Here is a 20,544-nt window from a genome sequence, read left to right as displayed (position 1 = left end):
GGTTGCGGTTTTAAAAAACGTCCGCGGGTGGTCGCGGTTTCAAAAAACCCGGTTCACGGCGTCCAGCGGGCGATGACCTCGTCGTCCTCGGTCTCGCCGGTCTCGGCGAAGCCCATCGACAGGTACAGCGCCCGCGCCCCGACGTTCGCCGGCTGGTAGCTGAGCGCCACGTTCGGCGTGCCCGGCTCGGCGATCAGCCGCTCCCGCAGCTGCCGGACCAGCTCCCGCCCGACCCCCTGGCGCTGGTGCTTCGCGTCGACGACGAGGCCGCCGATCCACCGGCTGCCGTCGTCGTCGACACCCCAGATCGCGAACCCGGCGACCGTGTCCCCCCGGTACGCCGCGAGCGGCTGCCACGTGTCCCCATAGGTGCACATGCACAGGTAGTACGTCACGTCGGCGACGAAGCGCCGCTGTTCCTCGTGGACGGTCAGGGCGGCGCAGTCCCGCCAGTTGCCGGCGGTGACCGGCTCGAGGCGGATCAGGTCGGAAGTCATCCGGAGATCCTGGCAAACAGGGTGAGCCGCTCCCGCTGCGCACCCGGGATGTCCAGCTCGTCCTCCGGGAACACCCGGGCCGGCGCCACTTCCCGGGTCGGCGTGATGGTGGTGATCCGATCGGTCCGGAAGATCCGCACCGACCCACGCAGCCGGCACCAGGCGATCAGATACCACCGCTCGCGGATCCCGACGTAGCCCACCGGCTCGATGTCCCGCGTGGTGACCGCGCCGTCGCGATCCGCATAACCGATCCGGAGCACCCGGCCGACCGGCAGGGCGCCGAGCGCCGCCCGTGGCATGGTCGCCGGCGCCGACCCGCCGACCAGGTGGATCCGGTCGGCCAGGGCCTGCGCCGCGGCCGCGTCGTCGGCCCGCATCGCCGCCACCAGTTTCCGCAGCGCGCTGCCCGCGGCCTGCCGGAACGGCGTCCCCTCCAGCCGGCGCAGGGCGAGCGCCATCGCGACCGCCTCCTCCGGCGTCAGGTTGACCGGGGGCAGCGTGTGCGCGGTGTCCAGGCAATACCCACCGGTGCGGCCGGTCTCGGCGTAGATCGGCGTGCCGGACTGCTGCAGCGCGGAGATGTCCCGCTCCACCGTGCGGACGCTCACCTCGAAGCGGCCGGCCAGCCAGCGCGCGCTGCGCGGCCGGGGCGCCACCGCCCGTAATTCCTCGACAAGTGCATACAACCGGTCGGTACGGTTCACGCCACAAACGCTAGAACGGGGGTACGACATGTTGCGTGACCGTCTCCGGGCCGCGCTGGTGCCGGCGATGAAGGCCAGGGACAAGCCGGCCGTGACCGCCCTGCGCTCGGCCCTGGCCGCGATCGAGAACGCGGCCGCCGTGCCGCCGCAGGACCCGCACCACGGTCTGCCGGCCGTCGGCCTGGGCGTCACCGAGGCGCCCCGCCGCGAACAGGACGACGCCGAGATCGAACGCATCGTCCGCGCCGAGATCAGCGAACGCCGGACCGCCGCCACCGACTACGACGCGCTCGGCCGGCCGGACGAGGCCACCCGCCTGCGAGCCGAGGCCCAGGCGCTGGAAACGCTGGTCACGCCGGCATGACCGAGGAGTCCCCCGGTGCCCGGGTATCCACGCTGGAGCTCTTCTTCGATCTCGTCTTCGTCTTCACGGTCACCCAGCTCGCCGATTCGCTGGCGCACCACCTGACCCCGTCCGGGCTGCTCGACGTGGTGCTGATCCTGATCGTGGTCTGGTGGATGTACTCGGGGTACGCGTGGCTCACCAACGCGGTCGCCCCGACCACCACCACCCGGCGCACCCTGCTGCTGGCCGGGATGGCCGGGTTCCTGGTGATGGCGCTGGCCATTCCGGAGGCGTTCGGGGCGTACGGCTGGCTGTTCGGCGCCGGCTACCTGGTCGTCAACATCGCGCACTCGGTGCTGTTCCTGCAGGCCGGCCCGGCCGCGGTCCGGATGATGCGGGTGCTGGGCCCGCTCAACCTGCTGGCCGCGTCGCTGGTGCTGGCCGGTGGCTTCCTGCCCGAGCCGTGGCGGCACCTGTGCTGGCTGGGCGCCCCGGTGGTGCAGGTGCTGGCGAGCTACTCGCACCCGATGGAGCTGCACCACATCGTGGCCGGCCACTTCGTCGAGCGGCACAGCCTCGTCATGATCATCGCGATCGGCGAGTCGGTCCTGGCGATCGGCGTCGGCGTCACCGGGATGCGGCTCGACGCCGGCCTGATCCTGGCCGCGGTGCTCGGCCTCTGCGTCGCCTACTACCTGTGGTGGACCTACTTCGCCGACGGTGACCGCCGCTCGGAGCACGTCCTGGCCGAGGTCGACGACCCGGCCCGGCGCGGCCGGCTGGCCGTGAACGCCTGGGGCTACGCGCACATCCCGATGCTGCTCGGCATCGTGCTCACCGCGGTCGGCATCAAGAAGGCCCTGGGTCACGCGTTCGACGGCCTGCACTGGGGCGAGGCCGTGACCCTCGGCGGCGGCGTGGCGGTCTACCTGCTCGGGCACGCGGTCTTCCTGCGGCTGCTGCACCGGCCGGGCGCCGCCTACCGCCTCGCCATCGCCGCGTTGTGCCTGGCCACCGCCCCACTCGGGCACTACCTGGGGATAGCCCAGCTCGCCGCGGTCGCCGTGATCATGTCGGCCGGCGCGATCGCCGAGGACATCCCCCGGGTCCGCCGCGCCGGCCGGGACGCCGCCATCGGCGACTTCGGGCGAGGAGCTTGAGATCAATCAGGCGATACAGGCGCAGACGATCAACGCGGCGCCGAAGTGCGATGCGGCGCTGACCAGGGCGCCGCCGTGGTACTCGTCGGTGCAGATGACCTCGCCGAGCTTGCCCGGGGTCATCCAGTCCAGCACCTTGAAGGCCAGCCCCATGATCACGATGCCGAGCAGGCCGAAGAGCAGCGTCGACGCGACACCCTGGCCGAACGAGTCGTAGGTCGTCCAGATCGCGGTGAACACGATCGCCGCGATGCCCAGCTGGTTGGCGGCCAGCAGCAATGACGCGTTCGGGTTGCGCTCGGTCCAGATCAGATCGCGCAACTTGCCCGGCGTGAGCACGTCGATCAGGACATAACCGACGGCCATCAGGCCGATCCCGATCAGCCCGAAGACTATGCTCCGCCCGGCACCCTCGAGCAGGTCCTGCAGCACGGCCACTCCCCCTTGTCGCATGACGTCAGAGGAGACCGTACCCCCTGTGACAAAACTTCGGGGCCTGGCGCTGTAGCAAAGGGGCCCGGCTGTCCGCCTGGCCGGACGGAGGACGACGTGATGGGGGCATCGGAGGACCTCGACGCCGTGGTGCGCTCCGCGCAGGCCGGCGACGAGGACGCGTTCCGGCAGCTCTATCGCCTGCAACAGCCCGCCCTGCTGCGCTATCTGCGGGTGCTGGTCGGCGACGACGCCGAGGACGTCGCCTCGGAGGCCTGGCTGCAGATCGCCCGCGACCTGCGCGGCTTCTCCGGCACCGGGGACGGTTTCCGCGGCTGGACCGCGACGATCGCCCGGCACCGCGCGATGGACCTGCTGCGCGCGCAGCGGCGGCGACCGCCACCGGCCGGGCCGGTCGAGCAGCTCGCCGAGGTCCACGCGGGCGACGACACCGCGGCCCGGGCGCTCGAGCTGGTCTCCACCGACGCCGCGATCGCCCTGATCGCGAGCCTGCCGCGGGACCTGGCCGAGGCGGTGATGCTGCGCGTGGTGGTCGGCCTGGACGCGAAGGCGACCGGCCGGATCCTCGGGAAGCGGGCCGGCGCGGTCCGTACCGCCGCCTACCGGGGCCTCAAGCTGCTGGCTCAGCACCTGGCCGAACCCGAGCCGGTGCGGCGCCCGGTGACACGAATCCGGGGCGCGGCGCTGAAGGAGATGAGATGAGCAGCCAGGAGGGACGGAACCCGATGGACCGGAGGACCGCGGCGAGTCTGCTGCGCGGCGACCGGGCCACGACCGGGCATCCGCTTTCCGCGGTTCTCGCCGCGGCGCAGGCGCCCGCCGCGGCCGGTGAGCTGGCGGGTGAGGCGGATGCGCTGACCGCCTTCCGGGCTGCCGCTCAGTCCCCCGATGTCGTACCCCTACGGAGACGTCCCATGTTGGCGAAGTTGTTGACCCTGAAGGTCGCCGCGGCGGTCTTCGCGACCACCGCGACGGTCGGTGGCGTGGCGCTCGCGGCGAGCACCGGCGCCCTGCCCAACCCGATCAGCTCGAACAAGCCGTCGCACTCGGCGCAGCCGTCCCCGTCGGCGTCGCGGTCGCACTCGGCCCGGCCGGTGCCGTCCGGCTCGGCGCTGCCCGACCTCTGCAAGGAGTGGGGCGGCAAGGATCGCGACCACCGGACCAAGGCCCTGGACGACGCGCACTTCGGCGAGCTGGTGAAGCGGGCCGGCGCGAAGGACCGCGACCGCGTCGAGCGGTTCTGCGGCCTGCACAAGCCGGACCCGAGCGGCAAGCCCGGCGGGCGCCCGAGCGGGCGGCCGAGCACCCCGCCCAGCGGCCGGCCCGGCCTGCCCAGCGGCCTCCCGAAGACCCCGCAGGAGCCGGAACAGCACGGGTGAGTGAAGCCGGCACCCGGCGGGGGGAACGGGTCTGGGAGCTCCCAGAACCTCTTGCCGGGTGCCTCTGAGGGTCAGTCGCTTCCGGGGACGCCCCCTCCCCGGCGCGGGGCGACTGAACCAGTCAGGCGGCGGCGGTCTGCGAAGACCGTCGCCGCCTGGCGTTCAGAGCTGAGGGATCAGAGCGCGCCGAGGTACCGCTGACGCTCGTACGGCGTGACCTCGCGGCGGAACTGCTCCCACTCGGCCCGCTTGTTGCGCAGGAAGAAGTCGAAGACGTGCTCGCCGAGCACCTCGGCGACCAGCTCGGAGCCGGCCATCACGTCGATCGCCTCGGCCAGGTTCTCCGGCAGCGCCTCGTAGCCGGCGGCCTTGCGCTCGGCCGGCGACAGCGACCACACGTCGTCCTCGGCGCCCGGGGGCAGGTCGTAGCCCTCCTCGATGCCCTTGAGGCCGGCGCCGAGCATGACCGCGAAGGCCAGGTACGGGTTCGCCGCCGAGTCGATCGAGCGGACCTCGACGCGGGCCGAGCTCGGCTTGCCGAACGCCGGCACCCGGACCAGGGCGGAGCGGTTCAGGTGGCCCCAGCTGACGAACGCCGGCGACTCGGTGATCCGGTCCGGCAGCTGCATCGGGAAGAGCCGCTTGTACGAGTTCACCCACTGGTTGGTGACCGCGGTGTACTCCCGGGCGTGCACGAGCAGGCCGGCGATGAACGCGCGGGCCGTCTTGGACAGCTTCTGCGGGTCCTCGCTGTCGTAGAAGGCGTTGCGCTCGCCCTCCATCAGCGACAGGTGGGTGTGCATGCCGCTGCCGGGCTGGTCGGTGTACGGCTTCGGCATGAAGGTCGCCTTCACCCCCTGGGTGAGCGCCACCTCCTTGACCACGTGCCGGAACGTCATGATGTTGTCGGCCGTGGTCAGCGCGTCCGCATACCGCAGGTCGATCTCCTGCTGGCCGGGGGCGACCTCGTGGTGGCTGAACTCGACCGAGATGCCGATCCGCTCGAGGGAGAGCACGGCCTGCCGGCGGAAGTCCCGCGCCACCGAGTGGGTGGTGTGGTCGAAGTAGCCGCCGCTGTCCACCGGGATCGGCGCGGAGCCGTCGTTCGCCCCGTCCTGGATCAGGAAGAACTCGACCTCGGGGTGGGTGTAGAAGGTGAAGCCCTTCTCTGCGGCGCGGGCCAGCGCCCGGCGCAGCACGTGGCGCGGGTCGGCCCAGGCGGGGCTGCCGTCGGGCAGCAGGATGTCGCAGAACATCCGCGCGCTCTCGCCGCTGCCGCCGCCCTCGAACGGGAAGACCTGGAACGTGGTCGGGTCCGGCATGGCGACCATGTCGGACTCGAAGACCCGGGCGAAGCCCTCGATCGCCGAGCCGTCGATGCCGATGCCTTCCTCGAAGGCGGACTCCAGCTCGGCCGGGGCCACCGACACGCTCTTCAGCGTGCCGAGGACATCGGTGAACCAGAGACGGACAAAACGGATGTCGCGCTCCTCGAGCGTGCGAAGCACGAACTCCTGCTGTCGGTCCACTTCCACCCCTTGTCCGGTGTCATTCCTTCCCGCCGAGACTACGCTGACCTTGGCCTGTGACGTCGGCCCGGGTCGGGATCCCGAACCGCGGTATTGGGGAACAATGAGGCCCATGCCCACGCTGCGCATAGCCCTCGCCCAGGTGAACTCGACGGTCGGCGACATCGCCGGCAACGCGGCCGCGATCCGGCGCTGGTCGCGGGCCGCCGCGGATGCCGGGGCGCATCTGGTGGCGTTCCCCGAGATGATGCTGACCGGCTACCCGATCGAGGACCTGGTCTTCCGCAACTCCTTCGTCGACGCCTCGAAGCGCGCGCTGCGGACGCTCGCCGCCGACCTGGCCGCGGAGGGGCTCGGCGACCTGGCCGTCGTGGTCGGGTATGTGGACGCCGACGGCCCGGCCCCGATCAGCTCGGACGCCACGCCCGGCGCCGGCCGCCGCGACGCGTCCGCGCTGCTGCACGGCGGCGAGGTGGTCGCCACCTACTTCAAGCACCATCTGCCGAACTACGGGGTCTTCGACGAGGACCGCTACTTCGAGCCCGGCGACGCGCTGACCGTGGTCCGGCTCGGCGGGGTCGACGTCGCGCTGACCGTCTGCGAGGACATCTGGCAGGCCGGCGGGCCGTTCACCGCGGCGCGGCGGGCCGGGGTGGGGCTCGTCGTCAACATCAACGCCTCGCCGTACGAGTTGAACAAGGACGACCTGCGGCTGCCGCTCGTGCAGCGGCGGGCGGCCGAGGCGGGCGCCGCCGTGGCGTACGTGAACATGATCGGCGGGCAGGACGAGCTGGTCTTCGACGGGGACTCGATCATCGTGGGGCCGGACGGGGCGCTGCTCGCTCGGGCGGGGCAGTTCACCGAGGAGCTGCTGGTGCACGATCTCGATCTTCCGGCGGCTGACGCCGTACCGAATAAGACGGTTTTGATCGATGCGGCGAAGCCGCGGGTCGAACAGGAAATACAGCAAGATATGGCGATAAAGCGGACCGCAATCGCGGGGGACTTCGGGCCGCTCGATTCCCGCAAGAGCGGACAAATCGCCGACCGCGTCTCCGACGAGGCCGAGGTCTGGGCCGCCCTGGTCATGGGCCTGCGGGACTACGTGAACAAGAACGGCTTCCGCTCGGTGGTCTTCGGTCTCTCCGGCGGCATCGACTCCGCGGTCGTCGCCGCGATCGCCGTCGACGCGCTCGGCCCGGAGCGCGTCACCGGCGTCTCGCTGCCCAGCGGCTACTCCTCCGAGCACTCCAAGGACGACGCCGCCGACATGGCCAAGCGCACCGGCATGACCTACCGCGTCGAGCCGATCCAGCCGATGGTCGACGCGTTCCTGGCGAACATGTCGCTCTCCGGCGTGGCCGTGGAGAACCTGCAGGCCCGGGTCCGCGGCGTGATCCTGATGGCGCTCTCCAACCAGGACGGGCACCTCGTGCTCACCACCGGCAACAAGAGTGAGCTGGCGGTCGGCTACTCGACGCTCTACGGCGACTCGGTCGGCGGCTTCAACCCGCTCAAGGACGTGCCGAAGACGATGGTCTGGCAGCTCGCCCGCTGGCGGAACACCCAGGGTGACCCGCCCATCCCGGAAAACTCGATCACCAAGGCGCCCAGCGCCGAGCTGCGGCCGGACCAGAAGGACTCGGACTCGCTGCCGGACTACTCGGTGCTTGATCCGATCATCAAGGGGTATGTGGATCACGACCTCGGCCGCGACGAGCTGATCGCGGCCGGCAACGATCCGGCGCTGGTCGACCGGGTGCTGCGGATGGTCGATCTGGCGGAGTACAAGCGCCGCCAGTCGGCGCCCGGCACCAAGATCTCCGGCAAGGCGTTCGGCCGTGACCGCCGCCTGCCGATTACCAACAGGTTTCGCGAAGGTCTGTGACACCTTCCACTGACCCCTCTTTTATCGGCCGCGCTGGTGCGACGATTTCCGGGACACCCGGGGACCGCACCAGGCGGCCTCGAGGGAGGAGAGTGACGAAATGTCGGACATCCCGACCCTGTACGGAGGACCGGCCACCCGCCGCGTCCGCACCCGCGACCTGCTCAACGCGAAGGTCCGGGGCGACCGCTGGCCGATGCTCACGTCCTACGACCAGTACACCGCCTCGATCTTCGATCAGTCCGGCGTACCGGTCCTGCTCGTCGGCGACTCCGCGGCGAACAACGTCTACGGCTACGAGACCACCGTCCAGATCACCGTCGACGAGCTGTTGCCGCTGGTCAAAGCCGTGGTCCGGGCCACCAGCACCGCGCTGATCGTCGGCGACCTGCCGTTCGGCAGCTACGAGGAGAGCCCCACCCAGGCCCTGCGCACCGCCGTCCGCTTCATGAAGGAGGGCGGCTGCCACGCGGTCAAGCTCGAGGGCGGCCGCCGGATGGCCCCGCAGATCGAGGCGATCACCGGCGCCGGCATCCCGGTGATGGCGCACATCGGCTTCACCCCGCAGCGCGAGCACACCATCGGCGGCTACCGCGTCCAGGGCCGGGAGAACGAGGGCGCCGAGGTGATCTCGGACGCCCGCGCGGTCGCCGACGCGGGCGCGTTCGCGGTCGTCCTGGAGATGGTCCCGGGCGACGTCGCCAAGCAGATCACCAAGGAACTGCCGATCCCCACGGTCGGCATCGGCGCCGGCCCGGACACCGACGCCCAGGTGCTGGTCTGGCAGGACATGGCCGGCCTGCGCACCGGCAAGACGCCGCGCTTCGTGAAGCGCTACGCCGACCTGGCGGGCGCCCTCACCGAGGCGACGCGGCAATTCGCGGACGAGGTCCGCAGCGGCGAGTTCCCGGCCGCGGAACACACTTTTTAAAAACCCGATTCGGTACGACCGGAAGCGCGCTGCCCACCGCATGTGGGCAGCGCGCCCCTGGTCAGGGCCGTTCCGGTTGTCCACACCACGGAGTTGTCCACAGGCCGTCCGCCTGATCTTGGCGGGGCGCGGGACAATGGTCAGTGGCACCTCCCCCTCGGGTGGGTGGGTGATGTGGTGGGGTCGGCGCCATGATCACGAAAACCGTCAGACCGCCTCGAAGCGGACCAATCGACTAGCCGGATCAGCCGCCGTCAGCCGCACCTGGATCCGACCGCCCAGCGGCAGATCCCCCAGGCAGCGCGCCCGCACCGCCGGATCGTCCAGCGCCACCGTCCCGCCCGCCGGCCGCTTGCCCGACGCGTCCTCCCGGTCCAGCACCGCCGCGTCGAAGCACTCCCCCACCCGATCGTGCAGCAGCACCGCCTCGGCCAGGTCGATCGCGCCCCGGTCGGCGGCCCCGGCGAGCCGATCGGTCGCGGTCATCTGCTTCGGGAGGCGGGGCAGCGCGTCCAGCGCCCAGGACGGGACCGGCCGGTTCTCGTGCAACGCCAGGCAGGTCTCCGTGACGTACCGGTCGGCCAGCCGCCGCAGCGGGGCCGTGACGTGCGCGTACGGCGCACCCACCCCACCGTGGCCGGCCTCCTCCGGCGCCGGCCCGGCCGTGCCGCCGAACGCGGTGTACGCCGCCCCGCGCAGCAGCTCCGCTGCCTGATCGAGAAACGCCGCCCCGCGCGGGCTGCCCGGGTCGACCGACGCCACCACCGCACCCACGTTCGCCCCGTCCGGCCAGGTCACCCCGAGCGACTCGGCCGCGCCACGCAGCTTCGCCACCGCCTCCGGCTTCGGCCCGGGCATGGTCCGCAGCATCCCGACCCCGCCGGCCAGCATGATCCGCGCCGCGGCCATCCCGGTCAGCAGCGAGATCTGCGCGTTGTGCTCCTCCACCGGCAGCGGCGCCCGCAGCACCAGCCGCCAGCCGTCCCCGTCGCGCTCCACCTCCTGCGCCGGCAGCGGCAGGTTCACCGCGCCCCGCTCGGCCGCCCGCCGGGCCAGCAACGTCCCGATCTCGGCGAGCAGCGTGACCATCTCGGACGGGTGGCCGGCGTCCAGCTCGCGCTGCACGCTCGGATAGTCCAGCTTGGCCCGGCTCCGCACCCGGGCCCGCTCCAGGCTCACCCCGGTCGTCGCGCCCTCCGCGTCCAGCTCGATCGTCCACACCACGGCGGCCCGGTCCACCCCCGCGAACAGGCTCACCGCGCCCTCGCTCAGCACCGGCGGGTGCAGCGGAATCCGTCCGTCGGGCAGATAGACGGTCTGCCCACGCACCCAACTCTCGGCTTCGATCAAACCATTCGGAGGTACGAACGAGGCCACGTCCGCGATCGCGTACCGCACCAGGTAGCCGCCGTCCCGCCGGCTGAGGTGCATCGCCTGGTCCAGATCCTGCGACCCGGTCGGATCGATGGTCACGAACGGCACGTCGGTCCGGTCCGCCCCGGGCGGCACGGTCCCCGCGACCCGCTCCGCCTCGGCGATCACGTCCGCCGGAAACTCGCCGGGCAGTCCCAGCTCCCGCCGCAGCACCGAGAAGTCGATCTGCGGCGCCCACACCCTTTTGATCGGCACCGCCCATTCCTACCCCATCCCGGACCACGCCCACCCGCAGAGCACCCCACGCCGCGCCGCCCGCTCCCGGAGCGCTCCACCCCGTGCCGGCCACGCCGCGGAACAGCGCGAACGGCAGAGCGGGCCGTGCCATGTCGGCGCGACCCGCTCTGCGGTTGATGCGTGACTATCGCCGGCGGCGAACCGCACCCGACGGAGCCCGGACCGCACTCGCCCGGGCGGGGGCCGTGGCCTTGGCCGGGGTCCGCGACGTGCGGCCGGATCCGCCGTTCGTACCAGCGGCGCGGGTGGCGTTGCCGGCCTTGGCCGCGTTCCCGGTGCCCTTGGCGGCAGCGGTCCCAGCAGTCCTGCCCGTAGCCTTGCCCCCGGCCGCGGCGGCCGGCGTGTTGGCCGCCTTCTTCGCCGGGGCCTTCTTCGCCGAGGCACCCGCGTTCGCGGCCGACGCGGCTCGCGACGCCGTGGACCGGGCCCCGGCCTTCGTCGCCTTCGACGCAGCAGACCGGCTAGCAGCCTTCGGCACCACAGCCTTCGACGCCGCCACCTTCGTCGCCGTGGCCTTCGACGCCGTGGCCTTCGTTGCCGCAGCCTTCGTCGCCGTGGCCTTCGTTGCCGTGGCCTTCGTTGCCGTGGCCTTCGACGCCGTGGCCTTTGTCGCCGCAGCCTTCGACGCCGTGGCCTTCGTAGCCGTGGCCTTCGTTGCCGTGGCCTTCGTTGCCGCAGCCTTCGTCGCCGTGGCCTTCGTTGCCGTGGCCTTCGTTGCCGTGGCCTTCGACGCCGTGGCCTTTGTCGCCGCAGCCTTCGACGCCGTGGCCTTCGTAGCCGTGGCCTTCGTTGCCGTGGCCTTTGTCGCCGCAGCCTTCGACGCCGTGGCCTTCGTTGCCGTTGCCCGAGATCCAGTGGAGCGGGCTCCGGCCTTGGCTGCGGTGGAGCGACCCGCCCTCGCCGGAGCCTCATCGTCCAAGGTCCCGGCGGCTCGAACAGCCTTAGCCGCCGCTGCCTTGGTGGTCTTGACCGCCTTCGCCGCCGCAGCCCGGGTAGTCGCAGCGATCTTGGCAGCCTTTCGCGACGCGCTCTTGGCCGCCGACGCCGAGACAGCCGCCTCGTTCGCCTTGACCGCCGCGAACTCGGTCGCCTCGAACTCAGCAACAGCCGCCTCCGCGACCATCACCTCCGCCCGAGCCGAGGCCCGCGTCGAAGCCTTCCGCCCGGTCGCCTTGGCCCCGGTCGCCTTGGCCCCGGTCGCCTTGGCCCCGGTCGCCTTGGCCCCGGTCGCCTTAGCCCCCGCAGCCCTGACCCCGGTCGCCTTGGCCGCAGTCGCCTTGGTCCCCGCCGTCTTCGCAGCGGTCGCCCTCGCCCCCGTCGCCTTGGTCCCAGTCGCCTTAACCGCTGTCGCCTTGGTCCCAGTCGCCTTAGCTGCAGTCGCCTTTGTCCCGGTCGCCTTAGTCGCCGTTGCCTTGGTCGCAGCCGCCTTCGCTCCGCCCACCTTGGCAGGCGTGGCCTTCGCCGCCCCGGCCTTGGTCGCCGCAGCCTTCGTAGCCGTCGCCTTGGACGCGGTCGCCTTAGCCGCCGTCGCCTTGGACGCAGCCGCCTTGGTCCCGACAGTCTTGGCCGGAGTGGCCTTCGCCGCAGTGGACTTCGCAGCAGTCGCCTTGGACGCGGTCGCCTTGGCAGCAGTCGCCTTCGTCCCAGCAACCTTCCCGGCGGTCGCCTTTGTCCCGGCCGACTTCGCAGCGGTCGCCTTGGTCCCCGCAACCTTGACCGGCGCAGCCTTCGCAGCCGCCGCCTTGACGGGAGCAGCCGCCTTGCTCGCCGCAGTCACCTTGCTGCCGGTTGTCTTAGCCGCAGTGGCCTTGGTCCCCGCTGCCTTGGCCACAGTCGCCTTACCAGCCGTGGCCTTGGTCCCCGTCGCCTTCGCCGCGGCAGACCTGGTCCCAGCCGCCTTGACGGCAGCAGAACCGGAAGCCGCAGCCTTGGCCGCGCCACTCACCCGGCCCGCCGTCTTCTTACCGACCGCCTTGCCCTGCGCCGCAACCGCAGCCGCTTCCTCAGCCGCAACCGCCGCCCGAGCCGCAGCCGCCGCCGCTTTGCTCACGCTCGCCCCACCACCAGTGACCCCGCTGCCGGCGGCCTTGCTCGCGGCCGGCCGGGAACCCACGGCCTTGACCGGCGTAGCCCGCCGCCCCCGAACCGCCTTCGACCCCACCGCCTTGACCGGCGAGGCACCCCGCCCCGACCCAGCCTTCGACCCGACCCTCTTGACCGGCGCGGCCGACTCCTCGACCGCCGTCACAGCCGCCTCCTCGGCAAGCTCAGCAGCCCGGGCCGCGGCCTCGGCCGCCTCGGCAGCCTTGGCCGCCGCCCCACGAGCCGCCCCGACGGTCCCCCGAGCCGAACGCTTACCGGGCGCTTCCGTCGGCGAGTCCTGCTCATCACCGGACGCGCGGGCGGCTGCCCGGGCCGCAGCCCGCTGGGCCGCCGCTTCCCGCCGGGTCATCCGGGTCGGCGCCGCCGCTGCCTCCTCGACGGACCCCGGCTCGACCGACGACCGCCCGATGTCGCCCGGCGCCACCGCCGGCACCGCCTCCGGAACCTCGTCCGGCACAACCCCGAGTCCACCCGTGATGCCCGGACCGCTCGCCCCGGCATCACCCGGCACCGCCACGAGCCGACCGGCCCCGGCGCCACCCGCGGGCCCACCGTTCCGGCCCATCCCGGCGCCGCCCGCGGGCCCACCGTTCCGGCTCGTCCCGGCACCGCCCGCAAGCCGGCCGGTCTGGTTCGTCCCGGAACCACCCGGCAGCACGCCCCCACCGACCGCGACCTGGCTGGCCGGCGGTTCCGGATTCTCCGGCCCGACCTGCCCGACCGCCACGGCTCCGGCCTGCGCGGCCCGGGTCGCGGCCAGTTCAGCCTGCGCCGCCCGTACCGCCGCCGCCTCGGACCGTCCACCTTCGGACCGATCATTTTCGGATCGGCCGGCCTCCGCCGCGGAGGCGCGCTTACGCACCGGAGCGCTCCGGACGACGCCGCCGTCCTCGACGACCACCTCTTCGTCCGGCGAGAGGAACAGTTGCCCTCGGGCCCGCGCGGTCTTGGCGAACGCCGCCATCTGCGCCGACGCCGGGTCCGGCCGCTGCGTTCCGGCCGTGGCGGGCTTGCTCTCCTCCTCCGGCGTACCGAGCGCCTCGAGGTCGGGCCGGTCAGCCCCCCACTGATCAGATTCGCGGTCCGGCGTCGAACTGTCCCGAGGCGGCGCGAACCAGCCACCCAGGAACGGCCGATCCGTCAGCTCGCTGGGCGACACATCCTGGTCCCCCGGGCCTTGCGATCCGGTCCGGCTCCAGTCCGTGTCGACATCCGCCGACATCGTCACCTGCGTCTTGTTGGGCACGCTGCTGCTGGCCGCCGCGACCCGCCGACCACTCCGGCCGGCTGCCGCGCCACCATTCCGCTGCGCCACAACACCCTTCTTCGGTACGGCCGCAGCCCGCGCCACCGGCACCTTGACCTGCCCACCGGCCCGACCCCGCACCGAGCCCGCCGAGCCGACCCTGGCCCCGCCCGCCTTGGCCATACCGGCCTTGCCCGCACCCGCCTTAACCACGCCGGCCTTGGCCACGCCCGCCTTGACCGTGCCCGCCTTGACCGTGCCCGCCTTGACCGTGCCCGCAGTCGCCGCCTTCGAGGCGCCGCCCTTCGCAGGACTCGCCGCCGCACCGGTCTTCGCCGCACCAGCCTTCGAGCTCGCCTTGACCACACCCGGCTTGACCACACCGGCCTTCGACGCGCTCGGCTTGGCCGGGCTCGCCTTGGCCGTACCCGCCTTGATCGGGTTCGCCTTGATCGGGCTCGCCTTGGCACTCGCAGCACCCGCGACCGCCGACCGACCCGCTCCGGACCGAGCCGCCGGCACCTTCACAGCCGCACCCTTCGCAGCCCGCGCCGCAGCCGCCGCAGTCCGCCCAGCCGGCTTGGCCACCGCCGGCTTACCCACAACCGACTTCGCCACCGCACCCTTGGCCGCCGCAGTCTTGCTCGCCGCAGTCCGGGTCGTAGCAGTCCTGGTCGCCACCGCAGGCTTGGCCACAGCCGTCTTCGTCGGCGCGCCCTTGGCAGTCGCTGCCTTAGCAGTCGCTGCCTTAGCAGTCGCGGCCTTCGTCGTCGCAGTCTTCGTCGTCGCAGTCTTCGTCGTCGCAGTCTTCGTCGTCACAGTCTTGGCCGCGGCTACCTTGCTCGCTGTCGCCGGCCTGGTCGCCGCCGATTTAGAACCGGCCGACTTCGCCGTCTCCGCCACCCGGCCGGTCACCGTCCGGGTTGCCGCACCGCCCCGGACCGAACTCCGCGCCGCCGTCACCGCTTTCTTACCCGCGGACTGAGCAGCCACCGAGCCCCGAGCAGCCGGCACTTTCGCCGCCGCCCCCTTCACCGAAGCCCCCGAAGCCTTACCAGCGACACTCACCGCACCGGACCGCGCGGCAGGCACCTTCGCCTTCGTAGCCGACGCTTTCACAGCAGTCGCCTTCGGAGCGGTAGTCTTCACAGCCGCAGCCTTCGTAATGCCCGACTTAGCAGCATTCGGCTTTACCGCAACCGGCTTACTCGCGACCGACTTCACAGCCGCCGACTTCGTCGCCGTCGCCTTCACTGCCGTCGCCTTCACCGCTGCCGGTTTCACCGCCGCCGACTTAGCCGCTACCGACTTAGCCGCCGCGGTTTTCGCCGCCACCGACTTAACCGGCGCGGACTTCGCCACTGCCGACTTCGCCACGGTCTTGGGCGCCGCCGACTTCGCCGTTGTCTTCGGCGCCGCCGACTTCGCTGCCGCCGTTCTGGACACGGTCGCCTTGGGCGCTGCCGACTTCGCCGCGGCGGGCTTGGTCACCGCTGCCTTTTTCGCCACCGTGGTGGACGCCGGGACCGTCCGGCCCGGCTTCACCTCGGACCGCTTGCCGGAAACCCGAGCCGTCACACCCGCCGGAACCTTCGACTTGGCCGCCACCGCGACTCCACTCCCCACCTTCGCAGCGGCACGTCCCGCCGCAGCCGTCTTCGACGCGGGCACCCGCCCAGCCACACTCCTGCCCGCGGCCGCACCGGCCGCGGTCCTACCTGTCCTGCTTCCGTCCGCGACCACACGCGAACCAGCCGCCGTCGCTCGCGAGCCGGCCGCTGTCGCCCTGGGACCAGCCGCCGTCGTCCGCGAGCCGGCCGCCGTCGTCCTCGGACCAGCCGCCGTCGTCCGCGAGCCGGCCGCCGTCGTCCTCGGACCAGCCGCCGTCGTCCGCGATCCGGCCGCTGTGGTCCGCGATCCGGCCGCTGTGGTCCGCGATCCGGCCGCTGTGGTCCGCGATCCGGCCGCTGTGGTCCGCGATCCGGCGGCTGTCGTTCTCGGACCGGATGCCGTGGTCCGCGACGCGGCGGCTGTCGTTCGGGCACTCGCGCCGGCGACCCCGGATTCCGGCGAACCCGCGGCCGCGCGTTTCGCCGTACCGGCAACGGGTTTTGATCCCGCGCCGGAGGCGGCGGGTCTGATCGGTGCCTTCTTGGCAGCGGGCATCGGGGTGTTTCCTCCTTGCGAAAGACGGCGGGCACGACGGCGCCAGGAAAGGGTCGGACGTGGAGCGAGATGACGGTCTAGCTGCTCTCCCCGGTCCAGCGGGCGTCCTCGGCATCCCAATCGGCATTGCGCTTCTCGACCGTTTCGAGGGCCCGCGTCGCTTCGTCAGCCGTGGCGAACGGTCCGAGTCGATATTGGGCGGGACAGACGCCGTCGCCGCTCTCGACCCGGTGGTGTCGGAGGCACCAGAAGTAGCCCGCCCCGCCGAGCCCACTGTCGTTCATTCCATCACTCTGCAACTAAAAACGACCATGCGCTACCGATTCGGGCAAAATGCCCCAGATTTCCATTGTGGAGTGGAGAGGATTGACCGTCATACCTCATCGGAACGAGCCACCCGGTCAATTCGCCCGGGTTCCCGCTCGCATTCACACCACAGAGACCTCAATGAGCGCGTCAGCGGCCTCGATGGGTGCTCCGAGCGACCGCGATCAGCGCCTGAGGCCGGTCGATGACCGCCGGGAAAAGGCGCCGGAGACACAGAACCGCCCCGGTCGCGACGGCGACCGGGGCGGTGACTCGGGGCGGATCAGGCCAGCTCGGCGGCGACCAGCTCGGCGATCTGCACGGCGTTCAGCGCCGCGCCCTTGCGCAGGTTGTCGTTCGAGATGAAGAACGCCAGACCGTTCTCCGCGGTCGGGTCGACGCGGAAACGGCCCACAAACGACGGGTCGCGGCCGGCGGCCTGCAGCGGCGTCGGCACGTCCGACAGCTCGACGCCCGGAGCGGACGCGAGCAGTTCCTGCGCGCGGGCCGGCGACAGCGGCCGGGCGAAGCGCGCGTTCACCTGGATCGAGTGCCCGGTGAAGACCGGCACGCGCACGCAGGTCCCGGAGACGAGCAGCTCCGGCAGGGCCAGGATCTTCCGGCTCTCGTTGCGGAGCTTCTGCTCCTCGTCGGTCTCGAAGCTGCCGTCGTCGACGAACGAGCCGGCCTGCGGGATCACGTTGAACGCGATCGGCCGCGGGAAGACCTTGGACTCCGGGAACTCCACGGCGGACCCGTCGTGGACCAGCTCGAGCGCCCGGTCGGCGACCTTCTTGATCTGCTCGTCGAGCTCGGCCGCGCCGGCCAGCCCGGCACCGCCGACCGCCTGGTACGTGGTGGCGATGAACGACACCAGCCCGGCGTCGTCGTGCAGCGGCCGGAGCACCGGCATCGCCGCCATCGTGGTGCAGTTCGGGTTCGCGATGATGCCCTTCGGCCGCACCCGGGCGGCGTCCGGGTTGACCTCGGCGACGACGAGCGGGACCTCCGGGTCCATCCGCCAGGCCGACGAGTTGTCGACGATCACGGCGCCGGTCTCGGCGACGCGCGGCGCGTACTCCTTGGAGCCGCCCTTGCCCGCCGAGAACAGCACGATGTCCAGGCCGTTGTAGTCCGCGGTGGCCGCGTCCTCCACGGTCACCTCGCCGGACCCCCACGGCAGGGTGCGGCCCGCGGAGCGCGCGGATGCGAAGAGCCGGAGCTCACTGACGGGGAACGCGCGCTCGGCCAGGATGCGGCGCATGACGCCACCGACCTGTCCCGTCGCGCCGACGATGCCGATCCTCATGACGACCAAAATACGGCCTGAACTGCGTACCAAGAAATCGCCTTGTTCATATCGTGGGATGACTGTCCCACATTTGAGGACAACAGGGCTAGCTTCAAGGGCATGGCGACGTATACCCACGGGCACCACGAGTCGGTCTTGCGCTCACACCGCTGGCGCACCGCAGAGAATTCGGCCGCGTACCTGCTGCCGCGTCTTTCCTCCGGATTCACGCTGCTGGACGTCGGATGCGGCCCCGGCACCATCACCGCCGACCTGGCGACCCACGTCACCCGGGTCACCGCGCTGGAACGCACCGACGGCGCGCTGGACCTGGCCCGCGCCGAGATCGCCCGGCAGGGCCTGACCAACGTCGACTTCGCGGCCGGCGACGTGCACGCCCTCGACTTCCCGGACGACAGCTTCGACGTCGTCCACGCCCACCAGGTCCTGCAGCACGTGACCGACCCGGTCGCCGCGCTCCGCGAGATGCGCCGGGTCACCCGCCCGGGCGGCCTGGTCGCGGCGCGCGACAGCGACTACGCCGGGTTCACCTGGTTCCCGCTGGTGCCGGAGCTGGACGAGTGGCTGGCGCTCTACCAGCGGATCGCCCGCGGCAACGGCGGCGAGCCGGACGCCGGGCGCCGGATGCTGTCCTGGGCCCGGGCGGCCGGCTTCACCGACGTGACCGCCACGGCGAGCGTGTGGTGCTTCGCCGACGACGAGGACCGCGCGTGGTGGGGCGGCATGTGGGCCGACCGGATCCTGAAGTCCGACATGGCGGCGACCGCGCTGCGCACCGGCACCGCGTCGCCGGCGGACCTGGAGCGGCTGTCGGCCGGCTGGCGCACGTGGTCCGAGTCCCCGGACGGCTGGTTCACCATCCCGCACGGCGAGATCCTCGCCCGCGCCTGAGCGCACCCCGCCCGGACGCACCCCGCCCGAGCGCACTGCGCCTGAATGCACTGCGCCTGAGCGCACCGCCGTGCATGACGGGGCTGACGTCGTACCGGGACATGGGTTTGATCCTCGGTAGGCGAGGCGGCGCGGGACCGCGGTGACAAGCCGGCGGTCCCGCGGCGCTCGCGTCAGGTGTTGGGGCGGAACGCCCAGTGCCAGCTCTCCCGCTTGACGTTCTCGACGAAGCCGTAGCGGTCACCGTTCTTGCGCATCCAGGCCAGCGCCTCGGGGTTCAGGTCCAGGTCGGTGGCCATGCCCCAGCCGTGTTCGCTGGTGCCGGGCTTGGCGGCGAGCCCGCCCTGCGAGTAGAGGCCCTTGCGGCGGGCCAGGTCGACCTGTTCGGTGTAGGGCCGGTACGAGTCGGTGATGCCGATCTTCACGCCGTCCCGCTTGGCGTCGTCGATCAGCTGGGTGAGCTTCTCGGCGGCGGGCGCCCACAGCTTGTGCCGGGTGTCGCCGACCTGCTCGAGTGCCTCCGCCGGGATCTTGCCGTTGCCGTACGCGGCGAGATCCTCCGGAATGCCCTTCCCGTTCAGTTTGTACGTCTTGCCGGTTTCCGGGGTGCTCTGCGCCGCGAGGGCGCCCTTCAGTTGGCTGGCGAACGTCGCGCCGGCGGCGCTACCGGTCTGCTCCGACGTCCGGGCCGTGCTCGTTGTGGTGGCCTGCTGAGTCTGCAGCGCGATGATCCGGCTCTGGATGTTCGCGATGCGTGCGTTCACTCCCTCGATTCCCACGTTCTACTGGTTCGGCGTGGCCACGGAAATCTGAGTTGCTCCGCGAAAAACCCTCGTCGGGAACCCCTTCGAGACGCACGGTCAGGTCCAGATCGACCTCGGACGTGCCGTCCTTCCGGTTCGGCAGGACGTTGGTGACCAGGACGAGCAGGCAGCCGACGATCGCGTACGCGGCGAGCACCCACATGTGGCCGCCGATCGGCGCCGCCGGGAAGTAGAGGTCCTGCCGGATCGCCTGGACGCCGGCGCCGGTCGGCAGGTTCTCGCCGAGGTGCCGGCCGAACGCGGGCAGGAACTCGGGCAGGATGCTGGCCCCGGAGATGACCGTCCCGATCATGAAGTAGAACGCGCCGACGGCCGCGCCGGCCGGGCCGATCAGCGCCACCGCGCCGGCCGTCGAGCCGGTGACCGCCAGCGAGATCAGCGAGAAGATGCCGAGCATCTCCCACTGGTCGGCGTGGCTGCCGATGCCGAACCAGCTCATCGACCAGAGGACCGCGGCGGCCGAGCCGACCGCGTAGACGATCAGCGTGGAGAGGTGCGCGACGCCGCGGCGCCAGCTTCGCCGGGTACGCGGGATCAGCCGCCCCAGCCCCATCGAGGCGACCGTCCCGCCCAGCGACAGCGCCTGGGTGAGGAAGCCGAGCGAGACCCCGTTCACGTCGTCGGCTGGCAGCGGCACCACGTCGGTCACCTGCGGTGCGGCGGTCAGCGCCTGGACGGTCGCGATCCCGACCTGGTCGGCGGTCTTGGCCAGCTCGGTGACCTGCGCCGCGGTCCGCTGCTGGACGACCGAGGTGTACGTGCCGCGCAGCAGGCTCGCGGCGGCCGGGCCGGCGGAGGTCGCCACGTAGAGGTGCGGGGCGGCGCCGGTGAGGTCGACCCCGCCGTACACCTCGCGCCGTCTGATCGCGGTGGTCAGCTCGTCCGCCGAGGTGAAGTCGCCGACCCGGAACCGGCCGCCCTCCTCGAGCATGGCGACCACCGAGGCGCGCTGGGCGGCGTCCGCGACCAGGCCGACCGGCAGGTGGTGCGGGGCGGCCTTGTGGCCCATGCCCAGGTAGTACGCGGTCAGGCCGAGCTGGACGAGGACGCCGATCGCGCAGACGGCGAGGGCGAAGCGCCGGAACTGGTGTACGGACTGGATCTCGTCGGCCACGTTTCTGAGAGTGCCCTGTCG

Annotated in this window: 18 protein-coding genes; 8 read left to right on the top strand and 10 right to left on the bottom strand. The window is 71.9% G+C overall.

Annotated elements, in window-relative coordinates; all coding sequences use genetic code 11:
* Window positions 1-53: 53 nt before the first annotated feature.
* Complete coding sequence (locus L3i22_RS07550) at window positions 54-497, bottom strand: N-acetyltransferase (RefSeq protein ID WP_221326258.1); 444 nt, start codon at window positions 495-497, stop codon at window positions 54-56.
* Window positions 494-1,204: a YafY family protein gene (locus L3i22_RS07545; RefSeq protein ID WP_221326257.1), complete on the bottom strand. Its 711-nt coding sequence runs from the start codon at window positions 1,202-1,204 to the stop codon at window positions 494-496. Before L3i22_RS07545 ends, L3i22_RS07550 begins: the two co-directional genes overlap by 4 nt.
* 28 nt (window positions 1,205-1,232) lie before the next feature.
* On the opposite strand from L3i22_RS07545, the gene L3i22_RS07540 reads away from it, so the two are divergent.
* On the top strand, window positions 1,233-1,568 hold the full coding sequence (locus tag L3i22_RS07540) for a GatB/YqeY domain-containing protein (RefSeq protein ID WP_221326256.1): 336 nt from the start codon (window positions 1,233-1,235) through the stop codon (window positions 1,566-1,568).
* Window positions 1,565-2,710 carry a low temperature requirement protein A gene (locus L3i22_RS07535; protein ID WP_221326255.1) on the top strand — a complete coding sequence of 382 codons (1,146 nt, stop codon included), beginning with the start codon at window positions 1,565-1,567 and terminating at the stop codon, window positions 2,708-2,710. Before L3i22_RS07540 ends, L3i22_RS07535 begins: the two co-directional genes overlap by 4 nt.
* Window positions 2,711-2,716: 6 nt before the next feature.
* Here the strand turns inward: L3i22_RS07535 and L3i22_RS07530 are convergent, their stop codons facing one another.
* Complete coding sequence (locus L3i22_RS07530) at window positions 2,717-3,142, bottom strand: DUF350 domain-containing protein (RefSeq protein ID WP_221329838.1); 426 nt, start codon at window positions 3,140-3,142, stop codon at window positions 2,717-2,719.
* A gap of 120 nt (window positions 3,143-3,262) precedes the next feature.
* Between L3i22_RS07530 and L3i22_RS07525 the strand changes: the two genes are divergently transcribed.
* On the top strand, window positions 3,263-3,865 hold the full coding sequence (locus L3i22_RS07525) for an RNA polymerase sigma factor (protein ID WP_221326254.1): 603 nt from the start codon (window positions 3,263-3,265) through the stop codon (window positions 3,863-3,865).
* Window positions 3,862-4,542: a hypothetical protein gene (locus tag L3i22_RS07520; protein ID WP_221326253.1), complete on the top strand. Its 681-nt coding sequence runs from the start codon at window positions 3,862-3,864 to the stop codon at window positions 4,540-4,542. Before L3i22_RS07525 ends, L3i22_RS07520 begins: the two co-directional genes overlap by 4 nt.
* A gap of 176 nt (window positions 4,543-4,718) precedes the next feature.
* Here the strand turns inward: L3i22_RS07520 and glnA are convergent, their stop codons facing one another.
* A complete protein-coding gene (glnA, locus tag L3i22_RS07515) occupies window positions 4,719-6,071 on the bottom strand; it encodes a type I glutamate--ammonia ligase (RefSeq protein ID WP_221326252.1) in 1,353 nt (450 codons plus the stop codon).
* Between glnA and L3i22_RS07510 the strand changes: the two genes are divergently transcribed.
* Window positions 6,022-7,959, top strand: coding sequence for an NAD+ synthase (locus L3i22_RS07510; protein WP_370644404.1), 1,938 nt, complete (start codon window positions 6,022-6,024; stop codon window positions 7,957-7,959). The two genes, glnA and L3i22_RS07510, sit on opposite strands and share 50 nt — an antisense overlap.
* A 100-nt stretch (window positions 7,960-8,059) precedes the next feature.
* Window positions 8,060-8,890 (top strand): 3-methyl-2-oxobutanoate hydroxymethyltransferase, encoded by an 831-nt coding sequence (gene panB, locus L3i22_RS07505; protein WP_221326250.1) that lies wholly within the window; start codon window positions 8,060-8,062, stop codon window positions 8,888-8,890.
* A gap of 207 nt (window positions 8,891-9,097) precedes the next feature.
* On the opposite strand, the gene L3i22_RS07500 is transcribed toward panB, so the two are convergent.
* Entirely contained in the window at window positions 9,098-10,519 is a 1,422-nt protein-coding gene (locus L3i22_RS07500) for an RNB domain-containing ribonuclease (RefSeq protein ID WP_221326249.1), read from the bottom strand.
* A 166-nt stretch (window positions 10,520-10,685) separates the two neighbouring features.
* Entirely contained in the window at window positions 10,686-15,059 is a 4,374-nt protein-coding gene (locus L3i22_RS07495) for a hypothetical protein (protein WP_221326248.1), read from the bottom strand.
* Between the two features lie 16 nt (window positions 15,060-15,075).
* On the opposite strand from L3i22_RS07495, the gene L3i22_RS07490 reads away from it, so the two are divergent.
* On the top strand, window positions 15,076-16,149 hold the full coding sequence (locus tag L3i22_RS07490) for a hypothetical protein (protein ID WP_221326247.1): 1,074 nt from the start codon (window positions 15,076-15,078) through the stop codon (window positions 16,147-16,149).
* Window positions 16,150-16,153: 4 nt separating this feature from the next.
* On the opposite strand, the gene L3i22_RS07485 is transcribed toward L3i22_RS07490, so the two are convergent.
* Window positions 16,154-16,360 carry a hypothetical protein gene (locus L3i22_RS07485; protein WP_221326246.1) on the bottom strand — a complete coding sequence of 69 codons (207 nt, stop codon included), beginning with the start codon at window positions 16,358-16,360 and terminating at the stop codon, window positions 16,154-16,156.
* A 305-nt stretch (window positions 16,361-16,665) separates the two neighbouring features.
* Window positions 16,666-17,691: an aspartate-semialdehyde dehydrogenase gene (locus L3i22_RS07480; protein ID WP_221326245.1), complete on the bottom strand. Its 1,026-nt coding sequence runs from the start codon at window positions 17,689-17,691 to the stop codon at window positions 16,666-16,668.
* Between the two features lie 102 nt (window positions 17,692-17,793).
* Here L3i22_RS07480 and L3i22_RS07475 point away from each other — a divergent pair, with 102 nt between their 5' ends.
* On the top strand, window positions 17,794-18,585 hold the full coding sequence (locus L3i22_RS07475; protein WP_221326244.1) for a class I SAM-dependent methyltransferase: 792 nt from the start codon (window positions 17,794-17,796) through the stop codon (window positions 18,583-18,585).
* A 173-nt stretch (window positions 18,586-18,758) separates the two neighbouring features.
* On the opposite strand, the gene L3i22_RS07470 is transcribed toward L3i22_RS07475, so the two are convergent.
* A complete protein-coding gene (locus L3i22_RS07470; RefSeq protein WP_255658025.1) occupies window positions 18,759-19,349 on the bottom strand; it encodes a D-alanyl-D-alanine carboxypeptidase family protein in 591 nt (196 codons plus the stop codon).
* A complete protein-coding gene (locus L3i22_RS07465) occupies window positions 19,249-20,523 on the bottom strand; it encodes an ABC transporter permease (protein ID WP_221326242.1) in 1,275 nt (424 codons plus the stop codon). The genes L3i22_RS07470 and L3i22_RS07465 overlap by 101 nt, the downstream gene beginning before the upstream one ends.
* Window positions 20,524-20,544: the final 21 nt, after the last annotated feature.

The sequence above is a fragment of the Actinoplanes sp. L3-i22 genome (genome assembly GCF_019704555.1).
In the GTDB taxonomy this organism is placed as follows: Bacteria; Actinomycetota; Actinomycetes; order Mycobacteriales; family Micromonosporaceae; genus Actinoplanes.
This window is presented reverse-complemented; position numbering and strand designations above follow the sequence as displayed.

Coding starts and splice junctions, on each gene's coding strand:
- L3i22_RS07485 (WP_221326246.1), bottom strand. CDS start 16,360: ATGAACGACAGTGGGCTCGGCGGGGCGGGCTACTTCTGGTGCCTCCGA.
- L3i22_RS07520 (WP_221326253.1), top strand. CDS start 3,862: ATGAGCAGCCAGGAGGGACGGAACCCGATGGACCGGAGGACCGCGGCG.
- L3i22_RS07535 (WP_221326255.1), top strand. CDS start 1,565: ATGACCGAGGAGTCCCCCGGTGCCCGGGTATCCACGCTGGAGCTCTTC.
- L3i22_RS07540 (WP_221326256.1), top strand. CDS start 1,233: ATGTTGCGTGACCGTCTCCGGGCCGCGCTGGTGCCGGCGATGAAGGCC.
- L3i22_RS07510 (WP_370644404.1), top strand. CDS start 6,022: ATGTCGCGCTCCTCGAGCGTGCGAAGCACGAACTCCTGCTGTCGGTCC.
- L3i22_RS07490 (WP_221326247.1), top strand. CDS start 15,076: ATGCCCGACTTAGCAGCATTCGGCTTTACCGCAACCGGCTTACTCGCG.
- panB (WP_221326250.1), top strand. CDS start 8,060: ATGTCGGACATCCCGACCCTGTACGGAGGACCGGCCACCCGCCGCGTC.
- L3i22_RS07480 (WP_221326245.1), bottom strand. CDS start 17,691: ATGAGGATCGGCATCGTCGGCGCGACGGGACAGGTCGGTGGCGTCATG.
- L3i22_RS07550 (WP_221326258.1), bottom strand. CDS start 497: ATGACTTCCGACCTGATCCGCCTCGAGCCGGTCACCGCCGGCAACTGG.
- L3i22_RS07475 (WP_221326244.1), top strand. CDS start 17,794: ATGGCGACGTATACCCACGGGCACCACGAGTCGGTCTTGCGCTCACAC.
- L3i22_RS07525 (WP_221326254.1), top strand. CDS start 3,263: ATGGGGGCATCGGAGGACCTCGACGCCGTGGTGCGCTCCGCGCAGGCC.